This is a genomic window from Candidatus Tisiphia endosymbiont of Nemotelus uliginosus, from assembly GCF_964264755.1.
Lineage (GTDB): Bacteria > Pseudomonadota > Alphaproteobacteria > Rickettsiales > Rickettsiaceae > Tisiphia.
In genome coordinates, this window is the sequence record NZ_OZ183481.1 from 1,216,892 (window position 1) to 1,232,583 (window position 15,692).

Consider the following 15,692-nt stretch of genomic DNA (forward strand, 5'->3'; position numbering starts at 1 on the left):
AAATATAGTAAAGCAATTGAATTAGGTGATAATAGACTTCCTGCATAAGTCAATCTCGTTGGTGATTTTGTCGTCGAAACCCGCCTCCACTCCGTAACAATCGTCTATATACGCTGCGGTGTTCGGCTTCGTTTCTCCTAAAAATCCCCTAACTATTTTTGACTTATGCAGGAAGTCTAATATATGAGTGAGCATTCACCGTCATTGCGAGGAGTCAGTTCGCAATGACATTTTTATATATATCTATACATAACATTAAGTTAATGATTCCCTTTTAAAACTTTGATATAAAACTGGAATAACAAATATAGTAAATAGAGTACCAATAGTCATACCACCCACTATTACTAAACCAATAGACTTTTGAGCTTCGGCTCCTGCTCCTGAGGCAATAACTAATGATACTGCCCCAAAAATGGTTGCTAAAGTAGTCATTAGAATCGGTCTAAACCTTAAGCTAGAAGCTTTAGTTACAGCTTCTCTAATATTTAATCCTTGGCTTCTTAAGTTATTAGTAAATTCTACGATCATAATAGAATTTTTTGTGATCAAACCAATTAAAGTGAGCAAGCCAATACCACTATACATATTAAACGTATTACCAAATATCCAGAGTGCTAATACGCCACCAGTAAATGAAAATGGTACAGCAATAAGGATTAATATCGGATCAGTAAAACTTTCAAATTGTGCTGAAAGCACTAAGTAAATAAACAATAAAGCAAATAAGAACGTAGTAGCCATAGTACCTTCTGATTCAGCCTTTTTCTTAATTTCGCCAATATATTCTAGAATAGTGGTATTATTATCCAATAATTCATTAGCTATGTTATTCACTTGCTTTATTGCATCGGTAATTTTTTGGTTTGGGGCTAAATCTGCCGAGATGGTTACTGATCTAGCATTATTATAATGATTATAATATTTGATAGATACTTTCTCAACTATATTAGCCACGACATTTAATGGCAATAAATTATTAGTTGGTTTATTGGTTGATATCAGTATCTTACTAAAGTGTTCGATATTACTACGATGTTTTAAATTATACTGCATAGTTATATCATACAGTTCATTGCCCATTCTAAAATCACCAAGCCGCTTTCCTGCTAGCAAATATTGCAATGTTAACCCTATATTTTCTAAACTCACACCATAAAGGTAAGCTTTATCTCGGTTAACAATTACGTCAATGATCGGAGAGAAATCTACATTACCATAAACATTCATATTCATAAAAGCTGGTTTTTTCTTCATAGCATCGACGAATTTCTCTGATATTTGAACTAATTGCTCATATTCAAGCGAGGATTGCAAAGTAAATTCCACAGCATGTCCAGCATTGCCGCTAATTGGTGAACGGTGTGGCATTGCAAAAACCGATATTCCAGTTGTTTGTTGAAATTGCTGATTAAGTAAGTTTATTATAGTTGTTTGTGACATTGACCTTACTTTCCAATCTTTAAGAGGTATAAAACCATGACCATGCCACCCTTTTATTACTATCAAATAACCTGCGATATCTTTGTAAGAACTAAGTATTTTTTCAACTTCTATTATTGATTTTTCTGATTGTTCACTATTAGAACCTTGGGGACCAAAGAAGGAAAGATTCACAATGCCATTATCCTCCTGAGGAATAAACACCCTTGGGACAAAGATAAAACTAACGACTAGCAGCACTAAAGATAGGGCAATAATAAGCGAGAATTGCTTTTTATGATCAAAAGCAAGATTTAAATAGACCAAATACTTGCTTTGGACTAATTTAATAAACTGGTCAAATTTAACTAAAAACCCTAAGGAAGGTTGGTCATTTTTACCAATCATGCGACTTGCCATCATTGGCGTCAAAGTTAAAGCAACAAAACCAGAAACTAACACACAGAATGCTAAGGTCCAAGCAAATTCAATGAATAACTTACCCATATCTCCGTCAATAAAACCTATTGGTAAGAATACTGAGGCAAGTGTTATAGTCATTGCTATAATAGCAAAACCAATTTCCTTAGATGCCAGAGTGGCAGATTCCATAGCAGAATGCCCCATCTCATTGTATCTAAAAATATTTTCCAGCATTACTATTGCATCATCTACCACCAAACCAATAGCCAATATCATTGCTAAAAGGGTAAATATGTTAATAGAAAATCCTAAATAATACATGACAATAAATGTACCAATCAGCGATACAGGAATGGTTACAAGTGGTATCAGAGTGATTCTTACTGATGCCAGAAATAAATATACTACTATTATAACTAAAATTAATGCTTCAAAGATCGTGAAGAATACTGATTTGACTGAGGCATTAACTGGAATTGACGCATCATAGGCTATATCAATTGTTACCCCATTAGGTAAATTCTTTTTAATTTTATCTAGTGACGACCTAACCTCTTTAGATAACTCAAGTATGTTTGCCTTTGATTGTTTGACAAGACCAAGTATTAATGCACTTTTGTCGTTATATCTAACAATTGTATTATTTTCTGGAGGAGCTAAATACACTTTAGCAATATCTTGTAATCTTAATATACTGGCATCTGTTACTTTTAATATAATTTGTTCAAACTGTTCCGGTTTACTTAAAGAACCATCTAATCTTATATCAAAATCACGGTTGGCGGTTTTAATAATTCCTGCCGGATAATAGATATTTTGTTTTTTTATAGCATTTTCAATTTCCAACACCGACATTTTATGCTGATATAATTTTACCGGATCTGGCTCTATCCGCATAGAATAATATTTACCACCACGCACTTCTACTCGACCTATTGTTTCAAGTTTTTCTAAAAGGTTGACTACATTCTCTTGAGCAATCTGAGTTAATTGCAAATTATTATATACGTCACTACTAATGCTTAAGAACAAACTAGGATAATTATTAGCATCGTGCTTACCAATATAAGGAGCTTGCATATCTTTGGGAAATATATAGCTTATCTCAGCAATTTTAGACCGAACATCGTTTAAGGATACTTCGATATTAGCCGATGATAAAAATGTTAAAGAGATATAGCTACTACCTGTCGCACTTTGGGAAGTGATAGAATCAAGATTTTTTATAGTTTTTAGAGCCTTTTCAATACGAGTGGTAATTTCTTTTTCCATATAAAGAGCATCCGCCCCAGGATAATCTGCATATACTGTTATTACAGAAGAAGAGATATCGGGAATACCCCTAATTTGTAGTTTAGTAAAAAATACAGCTCCTAAAATAACAATTACTAGACTCAGAACTGTTGCAAATACTGGACGCTTGATGCATATTTCACTTAAATACATATAAACAAATCCTATTCAATACCAATTGTTAATTTTTTCTCAAGAATTTTGGCTAAGTTACTAATAATTATTACCATAACATAATAACAAAGCCCTGCTATTAACAGAGGCGTAAAATAAGTAAAATGTTCAGCCGATACTAGCTGAGCTCTCCGCATTAAATCCATTCCACCGATCGTTGATATAATCGATGATTCTTTGATTAGGTTAATAAGCTCATTAACCAATGAAGGTAAAATATTTCTTATAGCTTGCGGTAAGATGATATCTTTGATCATTAATCTTTCAGGTATGCCTAACGCCTTAGCCGCTTCAATCTGCCCCTTGTCAACAGCATTCATTCCAGCTCTAATTATTTCCGAAACATATGCCCCTGAATTTAATGAGAAAGCTATGGTACCTGCAGCGAATACTCCAAGCTTAATACCAATTACCCCAGGCAAACCAAAATAAATTATACTAAGTTGGATAAGTAGTGGTGTACCACGAAAAATTGATGTATAAAAATTAGCAAATAACCTTAAGGCATGACTTTTGCTTAACTTACAAATTGCTAGTAAAGTACCGATAATCAATCCAAATAACACTGAAACTAAGCTATATTTCAGTGTTACTACCATCCCTTCTATAATATATAATATAGAAGAGAAATCAAGTAATTGCTCAAACATCTAACACTCTTAAATTTCCTGAATTCGTTTCAATACAGGAGATAATTAAATCTATATTCTATAAGTCATTGCGAGACCATGTACCATTAGCTACAACTTACTTTTGCCCATATTTTTTCCACTAAAAATACCTTGTTATAAATATATATACAACAAATTAATGCTAGCACTAAGTAATTATTGACGGATATGTCTTAAATTGCTAATTTTTGTAATATCTAGATTGCTACTAGACCTTATAGGGTTAATATCTATGCCCCCACGTCTTGTATATCTGGCATAAACAGTTAACTCATCGGGAATACAAAACTTACTAATATCACAAAAAATACGCTCAACACATTGTTCATGAAACTCATTATGATTACGAAATGACACCAAATATTTTAATAAAGAACTATGGTCAATTTTTTTGCCTCGATAGCTAATTTGTACTGATGCCCAATCTGGTTGATTAGTCACTAAACAATTTGATTTAAGCAAATTAGAATATAGTACCTCATCGACGATCTTCGTATTATCTTCCAATAATTTTGGCAAATTTTGACTAATTTCAAAACTAGTAATCGTCACATCTAACCTATCGAGATTTATACCTGAAAAAGATTGCAGCCTAGTACCATCATATGACTCTAAATCTTTTAAAAACACTATTACATCTGACCCAAATATTAGACTTAAATCCCTGGTAATTAACTCTATTACTTGCTCTGAACTGCTAAGCTTAGTATTACTAAAAGAATTTAAGTAAAGCTTTAGTGATTTTGATTCTATAATATTAGGTGAATCGCTACTCACCATAAATTCCAATATCCGTATCTCAGGTTTACCAGTTTGGTTTAGCCAAGAGACCTCATAACAATTCCAAATATCAAAGCCATAAAAAGGTAAATCACCTATTATCTGTAATTGCTCTCTAGCAAATTTACGACTAATTGGCTGTAATAAACTATTATCATAAACATCTATATACGCAGTTTGCTTGCCGAGTATAGTTTCCAAATCCATTTTATTTTATCCAGTAAGTCATGTAGTTCGGATGTTCTACACCATTTAATAAATATTTAAAACCCATAGCAATCCTTAATATAAACCACACCAACAAACATATATACAATACAGGTCCAATTAGTATTATAGTGGTTATTATAGATATCATCATACCAACAAGCCCTATCCAAAAAGTACGAAGTATAAAAATGTAATGACTGGCTAAATATTTATTTTTAATATCCTTATTAATATAGGCAAAAACTGCTCCAATAATAGGTAGTAACGGAGCAACTATTCCACATAAAAATAATATATAAGTTACGACAAGATTAGTTTTTCCTGCTGCTATATATTTTTTAATTTCCTTATCCATTTTCATCTCTTCAACTTTTTAACTACTAAAATTCTTAACCACTAAGTGCATTATACTACCATATTTGATATAATCTATCTCATTATCTGTAAAAGCTTGTAATATTACGCCGATAGTTTCAATTATACCACTTTTCCTCTTGATAACACAACTAAGTTGTTTATAAGGCTCTACTTTATTACTTAAGCCTGTAATTGTAATATATTCAGAACCATCAAGTTTTAAATCACTTACCGTAGTAGAAGTGAGTACAAGCGGTAACACACCCATACCAACTAAATTTGACCGATGAATTCTTTCAAAACTTTCAGCAATTACCGCTTTTACTCCTAGTAAACTAGTACCTTTTGCTGCCCAATCTCTCGACGAACCAGAGCCATATTCTTTACCTGCAAAAATTACTAAAGGGATAGAATGAGCCTTATAATCCTGAGAAGCGTCATAAATACTCATTTGTTGACCATTCCGTTGATTGATCGTTATCCCCCCATCAATTCCAGGACACATAGCATTTTTAATTCTATTATTGGCAAAAGTCCCACGCATCATTACTTGATGATTGCCACGCCGTGATCCATAAGAGTTAAAATCTGCTGGTAAAATACCCTGCTCGGTTAAATATTTAGCAGCAGGGCTTGTTTTACTAATATTTCCGGCTGGCGATATATGATCAGTAGTAATAGAATTGCCAAAGATGGCTAATATCCTAGCAGATTCTATATCCTCCAATTCACTCGATATATGCTCGATACCTTCAAAATAAGGTGGATTATTGATATAAGTGCTATTTTTATTCCAATTATAAGTATCACTTTTAGTTACCTTAATATTTTGCCATTCCTTATCACCTAAGAATATATCACTATATTTCTCCTTAAACATTTTACAGTCAATAGATTCCTCAATTATTTTCTGTATCGAATGTTGAGTAGGCCAAATATCCTTAAGATAAACATCCTTACCATCACAACTTTTTCCTATCACATCCGTCTCAAGATTAATGTTGATAGTACCGGTGATAGCATAAGCAATAACTAGCGGCGGAGAGGCAAGATAACTAGCTATGGTTAGAGGATGTACCCTACCCTCAAAATTTCTGTTACCAGATAATACCGAAGCAACAACCAGATTGTTTTTGGTAATAGTCTCTTCTATTTCCGGCAACAGTGACCCAGAATTGCCAATACATGTAGTACAACCATAGCCAACAAGATTAAAACCTAAATCATTGAGATATTGATCAAGCCCACTTTTCTTCAGATACTCTGTCACTATTTTTGAACCAGGAGCCAATGAGGTCTTAACCCATGGCTTTTTCACTAATCCAAGTTCTACTGCTTTTTTAGCCAGCAAGCCGGCAGCAACCATTACATTAGGATTGGAAGTATTGGTACAGCTAGTAATTGCCGCTATTACGACATCACCATGACTAATTGCATATTCATCAGTCACAGGGTATTTTTTATCAATATTAACATCACCTTTGGTTAAAGAAGCTAGTTCACTGTTAAAATTACTAGCGGCATTTCTTAGGTTAACTCGATCTTGCGGACGTCTTGGTCCTGCTAAAGAAGCTTCGATAGTAGATAAATCCAACTCTAATGTCTCAGTATATTCTGGAATAATTGTCGATTCGTACCATAATGACTGTAGCTTAGCATATTGCTCTACTAATTTTATGCGATTTGGCTCTCTAGCCGTCAAGTTAAGATATTTGATAGTCTCATTGTCAATTGGAAAGAAGCCACAAGTAGCACCATATTCAGGAGCCATATTTGAAATAGTTGCCCTATCTGCCAATGTTAAAAAGTCCAATCCATCTCCATAAAATTCAACAAATTTGCCAACGACATTTTTCTTCCTTAACATTTGGGTAATGGTTAGCACCAAATCTGTAGCGGTAATCATCCCATTTAAAGAGCCAGTCAATTTAAAGCCAATTACCTCAGGTATAATCATTGATAGAGGCTGACCAAGCATTGCCGCCTCAGCTTCAATCCCCCCTACTCCCCAACCAAGAACTGCCAGACCATTAATCATCGTAGTATGACTATCTGTACCAACCAATGTATCCGGATAAGCAAAAGTTCCCCCTTCTTGTTGTTTAGTCCACACAACATTAGCTAAATATTCCAAATTAACCTGATGACAAATACCTGTTCCCGGGGGTACTACTTTAAAATTATCAAATACTTCCTGCCCCCATTTTAAAAACTCATAACGCTCTATATTCCGAGCTACTTCCATTGTAACATTTTTATCAAAAGCTTCACTTGTTCCATAATAATCGACTTGTACCGAATGATCTATTACCAGATCAACAGGTATCAAAGGATTAATCTTTAATGGATTCTTCCCTAGTTTTTTCATAGCATCACGCATAGCAGCTAAATCAACAATAGCCGGAACGCCAGTAAAATCCTGCATCAGTACCCTAGCTGGCATAAATGGTATCTCAGCCTCAGATTTCCTTGCCTTAAGCCATTCTTTAAATAGCAACAACTTCTCTTGGCTACCAGTTAGACGCAGAACATTTTCAAATAATATCCTTAAACTATAAGGTAAACGCTTTAACTCAAGCCCAATATCACTTGCCGCCTTATTTATATCAAAAATTTTATAAACATCCTCTCCAACAGATATTTCTTTAAGATAATCATAATTCATACTAACCACTCCAAATTTGTTTTATAGCTAACTCGACTAGTATTATGCTGTCATTGCGAGCGAACGTATGTGAGCGTGGCAATCCATTTCTAATCACTTTCCTGGATTGCTTCGTTGCCACTAAAGTGGCTCCTCGCAATGACTAAGTAATACTATTCGGGATAGCTATAACCATTAACTTTCATTTTGAGTATACACTAAAAATACCTAACACTAAGCTTTTCATGCAATTTAATTTGAAAAATATTTATATTTTATATCATCCCTGCGTAGAATGCTATACCACAACTGTTGAAAGTTAGAAGGTAGAACGGGTTTTAGATCACTTTTCCGTCATTGCGAGCCACCGTAGGTGGCGTGGCAATCCATTTTTGGTTACTTTTATGGATTGCTTCGTCGACCTAAGGTCTTCCTCGCAATGACGGTTTCTCAATTATTGTTTTCTTAAACTAACGCTTATGCGTAAGCAGGGGTCTAGATTCCCGCCTACGCGGGAATGACAATAGTGGGCGAGAATGACAAGGAGAAGCAAGAATGACAAAAAAAACCAGATTTCACTATTTTTATTAAACAATTTTAAAATTAAATCTTGACTTCTTTATGAAAAAGCTATTTTATCAATTTTGATAGTTTATATTAACTATCTTGTTAAAAAAAATGTTAACCAATGTTATTAAATAGGAAATAAATTTTTATGACACCAACACACAATATTAAAGCATCTACACGTAGTAAGTATTTTAAAACTAAGAAAAAGGAAGCTAAGAACGTAGAACAAAGTCTTACTGAAACTCAGCTTAATAGTCTGAAAAATGCCTTTAACCACCCAGATAGTGAAGAGTTACTTAAAAAATTCTCTGATTCACAAAAAACAGCCTTCCTAAAATATATTATAAAAAAATACGCCACCCTTGACGAGCAAGGAAACATTGACAAAGATATGTTTAACGAGACAGAGCAAAGCGAAGCTATCCGTCTTAAACTCGTTGAACCTGAGGCAAGTCCTCAATCAGGCAATTTGCTTGATATGGCTGCTAAGGTTATTTCATCTATTCCTAAAGGGCTTGTCTTAGGGCTAATGGCCAGCGAAGCATTGAAAAGCGTTGGAGCATTTCCTACAGAATATAATCCTAATCATCAATCTGCAGAATCTCCAGAAAATTCTAATGTAGTTCATCATAGGAGTGCTCGTGACGCTTATTATAAGGTTATCAATCAAAACGCTACTCTACCAAATCAGCACTGCTTTGTACTTGAAATGGAGCAAAATTTATACAACGATTGGCTAATGTCTTCCTCTACAACAACACTATATGCTTACTGTCAGGATAAGCCTTGCGACCAAAAAGGCAATATTGTAGGAAATAAACGAAGGATTGACTCTAGCGAGTCAGCTAGTGAACTCGCACCAGGTGCTTGGGTAGGCAAGAAATCTATAGGCCATGATAATGAAACAGTAATAACAGAATATTCCTTTGATGGACCTAAAGAAAATCCTATAGCAGGTTTTGTTACAATCGAACATACATGCCATGAACCAGCTTATCAGCTTGTAAAGGAGGCTGACCTTTTATTGGCTAAGAAGGAACCTCTAGCAGCTCTAAAAAAATACCAGGATGCTCTCGACCTACGTGAGGATTATTCTCTTGCATTGGAAGGTAGGGCTAAAGTATTAGCAGAATTAATCAAAACCACTACTGCTGAACCAACTTCTTCCACCTCTAACGAGAATTCTAGCACAACAACTACTACAGAAGCTTCTACTACTAAAGAAAATTCTTCTACTGCTATGCCGAAAGATACCAATACCCAGGCAAAATCTTCTACACCAACAGCACCACAAGACCAAACTACCCCTTCTAATGAAGAATGGACAGTGAAAGGTATAGTGGGTACTGCAGTTTCCAGTGGGGCTGCAATACTTACAGCATTGGCTGTTGCTGGTGTTCTTTACAAGAAAGGTGGCAATATTTACAATGCTTGTTTGAAGTATTTGAGTAAATCAGACCCAGAACTTAAAGATTGTAATGAGCATGGTGTATTTGAGTCAGATCAATTCATCCCAAGTAATGATAACGGTGATGCAAAGGTAACACAAGATTCATCAGTTTCACCGTCAGAAGTTTTACTGGCAGGAGCTGAGGACTCAGTAACATCAGAGGTATAAGTCGCTGAAAAAACAAAAACCGATACTATAACTAATCTACTAAGGCTCTTTATAGCCCCTCGCAATGACCTGGGTAAAACTCGTCATTGCGAGAAGCCACTTTAATTACAACAAAGCAAAAAAGTGACCAAAAATGAATTGCCACGACCACTATGTGGTCTCGCAATGACGATGAAATACTATTCAGGTTGCTATAATCATTAAACTTTTATTTTGAGTATACACTAAAAATACCCACCACTAAGCTTTTCATTTAATTTAACTTTAAAAAAATAAATATTTAAAGTAAATTATATAAGAACTTTTTAGCACACTGTTATTCACTTTTTATATAATTAAACCTTGACTTCATATATAAAGAACCTATCCTATCAATTCAGATAGTTTATTTTAACTATCTTGTTAGGTTAAATGTTAATTAATATACTAAAATAGGAAATAATTTTTATGAAAATTTTCTCTAGTTCTGCTGGACCAATATTTCTACTGGCTACTTCAGCCTTACATCCTACCGTTAATTCCTTTCCTATAGAAAGCACCACTAGTATACTCCCTAGTGATGCTTATTCTACTAGCCCAAAGGATCATACACTTTTAAGTAAGCTTGAAGGAAGTTACATTGCGAACAATTCTGTAGAAACATTGAACCATTTTTTAAAAAAATTAAATGACTCTTTAACTCTATCACAAAAACTATATGAAGAAGATTCATTTTCAAACACATTGGATGACGATTCTTTTAAACCATTCGACAATCTTCCTGAATGGAAGAAGTATAATACAAAATATCCCCCTTTAAACACATCTGCGGAAAGTACTATTACAGCTGAGACAGATTCTACTGCTACTCCACTTGAAGTAACTTCTAGTATTTCTGAGGAAAGTACTATTACAGCTGAAATAAATTCTACTGCTACTCCACTTGAAGTAACTTCTACTACTTCTGCGGAAAGTACTATTACAGCTGAAATAAATTCTACTGCTACTCCACTTGAAGTAACTTCTACTACTTCTGCGGAAAGTACTATTACAGCTGAGACAGATTCTACTGCTACTCCACTTGAAGTAACTTCTACTACTTCTGCGGAAAGTACTATTACAGCTGAGACAGATTCTACTGCTACTCCACTTGAAGTAACTTCTACTACTTCTGCGGAAAGTACTATTACAGCTGAGACAAATTCTACTGTTTCATCTACAGCATCCTCTCAAGAGCAAAACTCTAATCAAGGATTATGGTCATATTCTATAGCTTTAGGACTAACTATAATAGGGGCTGCTACTATGCTTATCAAAAATAAGTTTTGTAGTAATGAAACACAAGAAGAGTCAAATAAAGAGATGGATACGTTTGATCTATCAGATTTTTTAACTCCTGTAAACAATGTTACATTAGAACTTGATAATGTAGCACTTATGGCGGAGCCTACAGAGGATACTCAAGCATAAATGTTGTCATTTGAGCAAGTCACTCTTATTATAGAGCAAAAAAGTATCTTCACTAATATTAGTATGACTTTTTTACCGTCATCTATAGTTTATTTTCAAGGAACCAATGGTTGTGGAAAGACTTCATTACTTAGGATTGTAGCTAATATACAAAATCCAACAAGTGGCAATGTTTTGTATAAGTTATTGAATTGCAAATATTTAAAAAAACCTTATTGCAATTATATTGGACATAATCTTGGATTAAAATCTCAAATAACTGTATTAGAACATCTAAGATTTTGGTCCACAACTTACGGTTCCCTTGAAACATTAGAAGCTTCAGTACATTATTTTAAGTTATATAATATTTTGCATGAGAAATGTTACAGGCTTTCTGCTGGCAACCAAAAGAAAGTTGCCTTAGCAAAGCTCATTGCTTGCCAATCAAATTTATGGTTATTGGATGAAGTAGAAGCAAATCTAGATCAAGAAAATAAAGAATTGCTATATAATTTGATGATTTCAAAAGCAAATAATGGGGGGGTGATTTTGGCTACCTCCCACTCCAATATAGATATTAAGTCAGCACAAATAATTAATCTTGAGGATTATCTGTTGTTGAACAAATAACTTTTGATATTTCAAGAAATGAGGGTTGACTTTAGTTGTTAAAATATATATATTTTGATGTATACTTGATGGATTTCAATGTATATATTAAATGTCGAAATTATGAGATTATAGAGCGTGACAAAAATTATTAGTTCTAAATATAAGGCAAGCAGAAGACTAGGTGTAAGCCTGTGGGGCGATAGCAAAGATGCCTTCAATACAAGAAATTACCGTCCTGGTCAACATGGCCAGAATAGTATGATTAAAACTTCTGATTATGGGGTCCACTTAAAGGCTAAACAAAAGCTTAAATGTCATTATGGTCGGATTAACGAAAAACAATTTAGAAACACCTTTACTCTTGCACAAAAAATGAAAGGCAATACTGGTGAAAATTTTATAGGTCTATTAGAGAGAAGGCTTGATGCTGTTGTATACAGAATGAATATTGCCCCAACGATTTTTGCTGCAAGACAATTTGTCACACATGGTCATATTAAGGTAAATGGCAAAAAGGTTGATATTCCAAGCATGCGATTAAAAGAAGGCGATGTCATCGAGCTAAAGGAATCAGCAAAACAAATTCCTGTAATACTCGAGACAGCTAACAAACAAGAAAATACCGTACCAGGTTATTTAACTTTTGATGCTCATTCATTGTCTGGTAAGTTCGTCAGAATTCCAGTAATTTCTGACGTTCCGTACCCTTTCGAACCAGAAGTACATTTAGTAATTGAACTTTATTCAAGATAGTGGACCAACCATCTATTAGTGAGGAAGATAGTAGGTCAACTGTCGAAAGTTAGAAGAGGAAGTGGTTTTAAACAGGGAAGTTTAAAACCTGTATGTGGTCAACGTCTATTAGCGAGGAAGACCGTAGGTTTACAAACAAATCCAGAAAAGCAACCACATCCCCTCTAAGTTTGTATTTTTCTCTATCATAAACAATTTCTGTTTTTCTATTTTTTCTGCCAGGGATAACGGTAATATTATTCTGAGACTCAAGGTTTGGTCTATTTTTATTACTATCATATCCACGATCTTGGATAACATCACATCCAACGATGTCTGCGGTTAACTCTTCTACTACAGCAATATCGTTCCTATTGCCAGCAGTTAAAAATCCTTCTATTATGTGCCATGATGTAGTCATAGCAAGATGTAATTTTGCACTCATTCCTCCTTTACTTTTTCCGTTGCTTTGCCCCCCCTTTTAAACCACACCCCACCTTCCAATAGATATAGAGGTGATAAATTCAATAAAGTGATAGACATATTAAACTGTGATATTCATAGTCTTGTAAGTTTTAGCCTACATATTGAAATATACCTGGCATAAACACAATATAAATTTTATCAGTAAGTAATTTTTTCTTAGCCAGAAGACTTGACTTAGTTGGATTAATAAAGTTATATTATATAAGTGGATTTAAGAATATAAATTAATTTATGAGTGTTGTATGAAAAGTGGCAATGAAAATGATACAAGTTTAACCGTTGCCAATGAAGCGGTGAATAAGGTAGCTGAGGCTGTAATTACAGTGAGTGCTAATTTGCCAGCATCTTCTGCCGAGAAAAAAGATTTAGACGATATGGCTAAGATTCTAGTTGGTGCGATGAATGTCTTGGAAAAAAGTAACTCACTTCAAAATGTAACAGCTAAAGATATAAAAGAGTTGGAAGAAAAAGCTGAGAGCATTAAGAGTCGTTCGTCAATTGGTACCCAAATAAAGGCATGGTTTAAATCATGGTTCATCCCTCTCATTAATTTTTTAAAATCTTCGTTTAGTAAACAACATCAAGAAAAATTACAACAAGCAACAGAAGATTTTGTTAAAGGAACTGAGGATATACGGAAACAAACTATACAGGAACAAGTTGTGCAGGAACAAATAGCTGTAACTATTCCAGTAAAAGAAACCCCGGTGCAACCGTCTTTGGTGGGAACTCCTAAACCTCAAGTGATATCTACACCAGTACCGTTAGTAGTGCTAGAAAAAACCTCTATACAAGATGTTGTTCCAGGTGCTCCACCGCCCCCTCCACCACCACCGCCCCCGGCATTTACTACCCCACTTGATCCTTTGGCAGCTCGAGGTAAGGAGAAGAAGTCAGTAAATCAAGCAGTTGCAGAACCAGTAGAGGATATGGTGAATGAATTGAAAAAAAAGCTTGAGGCATGGGTGGTAAAAGCTGGTGCAGTTGAATTTAAGCCAGACTCTCCTAAACATCTTAAAGAGTTCGCTGAATTTGACAAGCTGAGAAAAGATGAGATAACCCGCCAAACTAGACAAGACGAAATAGACACTCAAAGAATAGCAGCGGCACTGAAAGCAGAAGCAGAAAAGCAAGCAGCAAGTGCAAAAGTTCCTCCTAAGGTTGAACTTAATAAGGAAGGAGGAGTACCAATACCACCACCTCCTCCACCTATACCTGGTACAGCTGGTGTTCAACCATCTAAACCAGTAGTAAACAAACCCCCGGCAGCAGGAGCGAAGGTACAGGCGAAACCTGTTCAATTTGCTGTCGATAAGAATGCTATCATGGAAGCGGCAAAAGGCTTGAGGAAACTTAGTGAAGATTCTACCCCTATAAAACCAACAGAAAAGCCTGTGACAAATTTTAAAGCACATCTTAAACCAAGAGAGAGTAATAGTAGATAACTGCTTAGTCCAAAAGTTGTAGTAAGCGTTTACGGAAAAAGAGTTAAAGTACAATACGTCTATTAGCGAAAAGGCTTAAGCCAAGAAGCAATCCATTACTGGTCATTTTTTGGATTGCTGCGTCGCCACAAAGCAGCTCCTCACTAATAGACGTTTGACGAGCAGATTTTTTATTCATCATAAGAAAATAGCAAAAAAACCGTGAACGTTCACAACCTAGTTTTATGATTGAAAGCTTTTTACCTTAAAACTTTTTCTATGGTAAGACGAAAGACCATGAAGGCTTATAGCGTTTAGATGCTCTTTCGTCCCATAGCCGAAGTTTTTGTGCCACATATATTCTGGAAATTCTTTGGCATATTCAAGTAATAAACGATCTCTAGTAACTTTTGCAATAATAGATGCTGCTCCAATAGAAATCGATAAATTATCGCCATTTACTATACTAATAAATCTTGGATCGTTAAATTTCATGTTACCATCTATTAATACTGTATCCGGTTTAACAGAAAGATTTGCCACTGATATAGTACAAGCCTTTTTAGTTGCTTCAAGGATATTAATTATATCTATCTCATCGTGATACACTATACCAACAGACCAAATATAATTTTGAGTTATTTGTTCATATAACAAATTCCTCCTTTCTCTAGTAAGTTTTTTGGAATCTTTGATACCATTTATGATTTTTGTTTGATCAATAATAACAGATGCAGCCACTACAGGACCAACTAGCGGTCCTCTACCAGCTTCATCTACTCCAGCTACTAATCCAATATATTTTTGTTCTAATTCAAACATAATACCTCTTATTTGTACAACTA

The 15,692-nt window shown here is 34.7% G+C and carries 11 protein-coding genes and 1 pseudogene; 5 read left to right on the forward strand and 7 right to left on the reverse strand.

Going from position 1 to position 15,692, the window contains the following annotated elements:
* Window positions 1-255 precede the first annotated feature (255 nt).
* The 5 genes from ACFELW_RS06190 to acnA form a co-directional block, all read right to left on the reverse strand.
* Window positions 256-3,291, reverse strand: coding sequence for an efflux RND transporter permease subunit (locus tag ACFELW_RS06190; protein ID WP_375329971.1), 3,036 nt, complete (start codon window positions 3,289-3,291; stop codon window positions 256-258).
* A gap of 11 nt (window positions 3,292-3,302) precedes the next feature.
* Entirely contained in the window at window positions 3,303-3,962 is a 660-nt protein-coding gene (locus tag ACFELW_RS06195; RefSeq protein ID WP_375329972.1) for an amino acid ABC transporter permease, read from the reverse strand.
* A 177-nt stretch (window positions 3,963-4,139) separates the two neighbouring features.
* Entirely contained in the window at window positions 4,140-4,970 is an 831-nt protein-coding gene (gene queF, locus ACFELW_RS06200; RefSeq protein WP_341759406.1) for an NADPH-dependent 7-cyano-7-deazaguanine reductase QueF, read from the reverse strand.
* A 1-nt stretch (window position 4,971) separates the two neighbouring features.
* Window positions 4,972-5,328 carry a DUF4870 family protein gene (locus tag ACFELW_RS06205; RefSeq protein WP_341759407.1) on the reverse strand — a complete coding sequence of 119 codons (357 nt, stop codon included), beginning with the start codon at window positions 5,326-5,328 and terminating at the stop codon, window positions 4,972-4,974.
* 18 nt (window positions 5,329-5,346) lie between these two features.
* On the reverse strand, window positions 5,347-7,995 hold the full coding sequence (acnA, locus tag ACFELW_RS06210; protein ID WP_341759408.1) for an aconitate hydratase AcnA: 2,649 nt from the start codon (window positions 7,993-7,995) through the stop codon (window positions 5,347-5,349).
* Between the two features lie 694 nt (window positions 7,996-8,689).
* Between acnA and ACFELW_RS06215 the strand changes: the two genes are divergently transcribed.
* The 4 genes from ACFELW_RS06215 to rpsD all read left to right on the forward strand — a co-directional run bounded on the left by ACFELW_RS06215 (window position 8,690) and on the right by rpsD (window position 12,958).
* Window positions 8,690-10,162, forward strand: a complete 1,473-nt coding sequence (locus tag ACFELW_RS06215; RefSeq protein WP_375329973.1) for a hypothetical protein — start codon at window positions 8,690-8,692, stop codon at window positions 10,160-10,162.
* A 447-nt stretch (window positions 10,163-10,609) separates the two neighbouring features.
* The gene (locus ACFELW_RS06220; protein WP_375329974.1) at window positions 10,610-11,611 is read left to right on the forward strand and encodes a hypothetical protein; all 1,002 of its coding nucleotides are present in this window, start codon (window positions 10,610-10,612) and stop codon (window positions 11,609-11,611) included.
* Window positions 11,612-12,223: a heme ABC exporter ATP-binding protein CcmA gene (gene ccmA / locus ACFELW_RS06225; protein WP_341759411.1), complete on the forward strand. Its 612-nt coding sequence runs from the start codon at window positions 11,612-11,614 to the stop codon at window positions 12,221-12,223.
* A gap of 117 nt (window positions 12,224-12,340) precedes the next feature.
* A complete protein-coding gene (gene rpsD / locus ACFELW_RS06230; RefSeq protein WP_341759412.1) occupies window positions 12,341-12,958 on the forward strand; it encodes a 30S ribosomal protein S4 in 618 nt (205 codons plus the stop codon).
* A gap of 67 nt (window positions 12,959-13,025) precedes the next feature.
* Here rpsD and ACFELW_RS06235 read toward each other — a convergent pair.
* Window positions 13,026-13,400 (reverse strand): annotated as a pseudogene (locus ACFELW_RS06235) (transposase); the annotation flags it as partial.
* A gap of 265 nt (window positions 13,401-13,665) precedes the next feature.
* Between ACFELW_RS06235 and ACFELW_RS06240 the strand changes: the two are divergent.
* On the forward strand, window positions 13,666-14,868 hold the full coding sequence (locus tag ACFELW_RS06240; RefSeq protein WP_375329975.1) for a hypothetical protein: 1,203 nt from the start codon (window positions 13,666-13,668) through the stop codon (window positions 14,866-14,868).
* Between the two features lie 222 nt (window positions 14,869-15,090).
* Here the strand turns inward: ACFELW_RS06240 and ACFELW_RS06245 are convergent, their stop codons facing one another.
* Window positions 15,091-15,669 (reverse strand): ribonuclease HII, encoded by a 579-nt coding sequence (locus ACFELW_RS06245; protein ID WP_341759414.1) that lies wholly within the window; start codon window positions 15,667-15,669, stop codon window positions 15,091-15,093.
* Between the last annotated feature and the right edge of the window lie 23 nt (window positions 15,670-15,692).

Excerpts from the sequence above, each read along its gene's own strand:
- ACFELW_RS06190 (WP_375329971.1), bottom strand. The coding sequence starts at position 3,291 with ATGTATTTAAGTGAAATATGCATCAAGCGTCCAGTATTTGCAACAGTT.
- ACFELW_RS06195 (WP_375329972.1), bottom strand. The coding sequence starts at position 3,962 with ATGTTTGAGCAATTACTTGATTTCTCTTCTATATTATATATTATAGAA.
- queF (WP_341759406.1), bottom strand. The coding sequence starts at position 4,970 with ATGGATTTGGAAACTATACTCGGCAAGCAAACTGCGTATATAGATGTT.
- ACFELW_RS06205 (WP_341759407.1), bottom strand. The coding sequence starts at position 5,328 with ATGGATAAGGAAATTAAAAAATATATAGCAGCAGGAAAAACTAATCTT.
- acnA (WP_341759408.1), bottom strand. The coding sequence starts at position 7,995 with ATGAATTATGATTATCTTAAAGAAATATCTGTTGGAGAGGATGTTTAT.
- ACFELW_RS06215 (WP_375329973.1), top strand. The coding sequence starts at position 8,690 with ATGACACCAACACACAATATTAAAGCATCTACACGTAGTAAGTATTTT.
- ACFELW_RS06220 (WP_375329974.1), top strand. The coding sequence starts at position 10,610 with ATGAAAATTTTCTCTAGTTCTGCTGGACCAATATTTCTACTGGCTACT.
- ccmA (WP_341759411.1), top strand. The coding sequence starts at position 11,612 with ATGTTGTCATTTGAGCAAGTCACTCTTATTATAGAGCAAAAAAGTATC.
- ACFELW_RS06240 (WP_375329975.1), top strand. The coding sequence starts at position 13,666 with ATGAAAAGTGGCAATGAAAATGATACAAGTTTAACCGTTGCCAATGAA.
- ACFELW_RS06245 (WP_341759414.1), bottom strand. The coding sequence starts at position 15,669 with ATGTTTGAATTAGAACAAAAATATATTGGATTAGTAGCTGGAGTAGAT.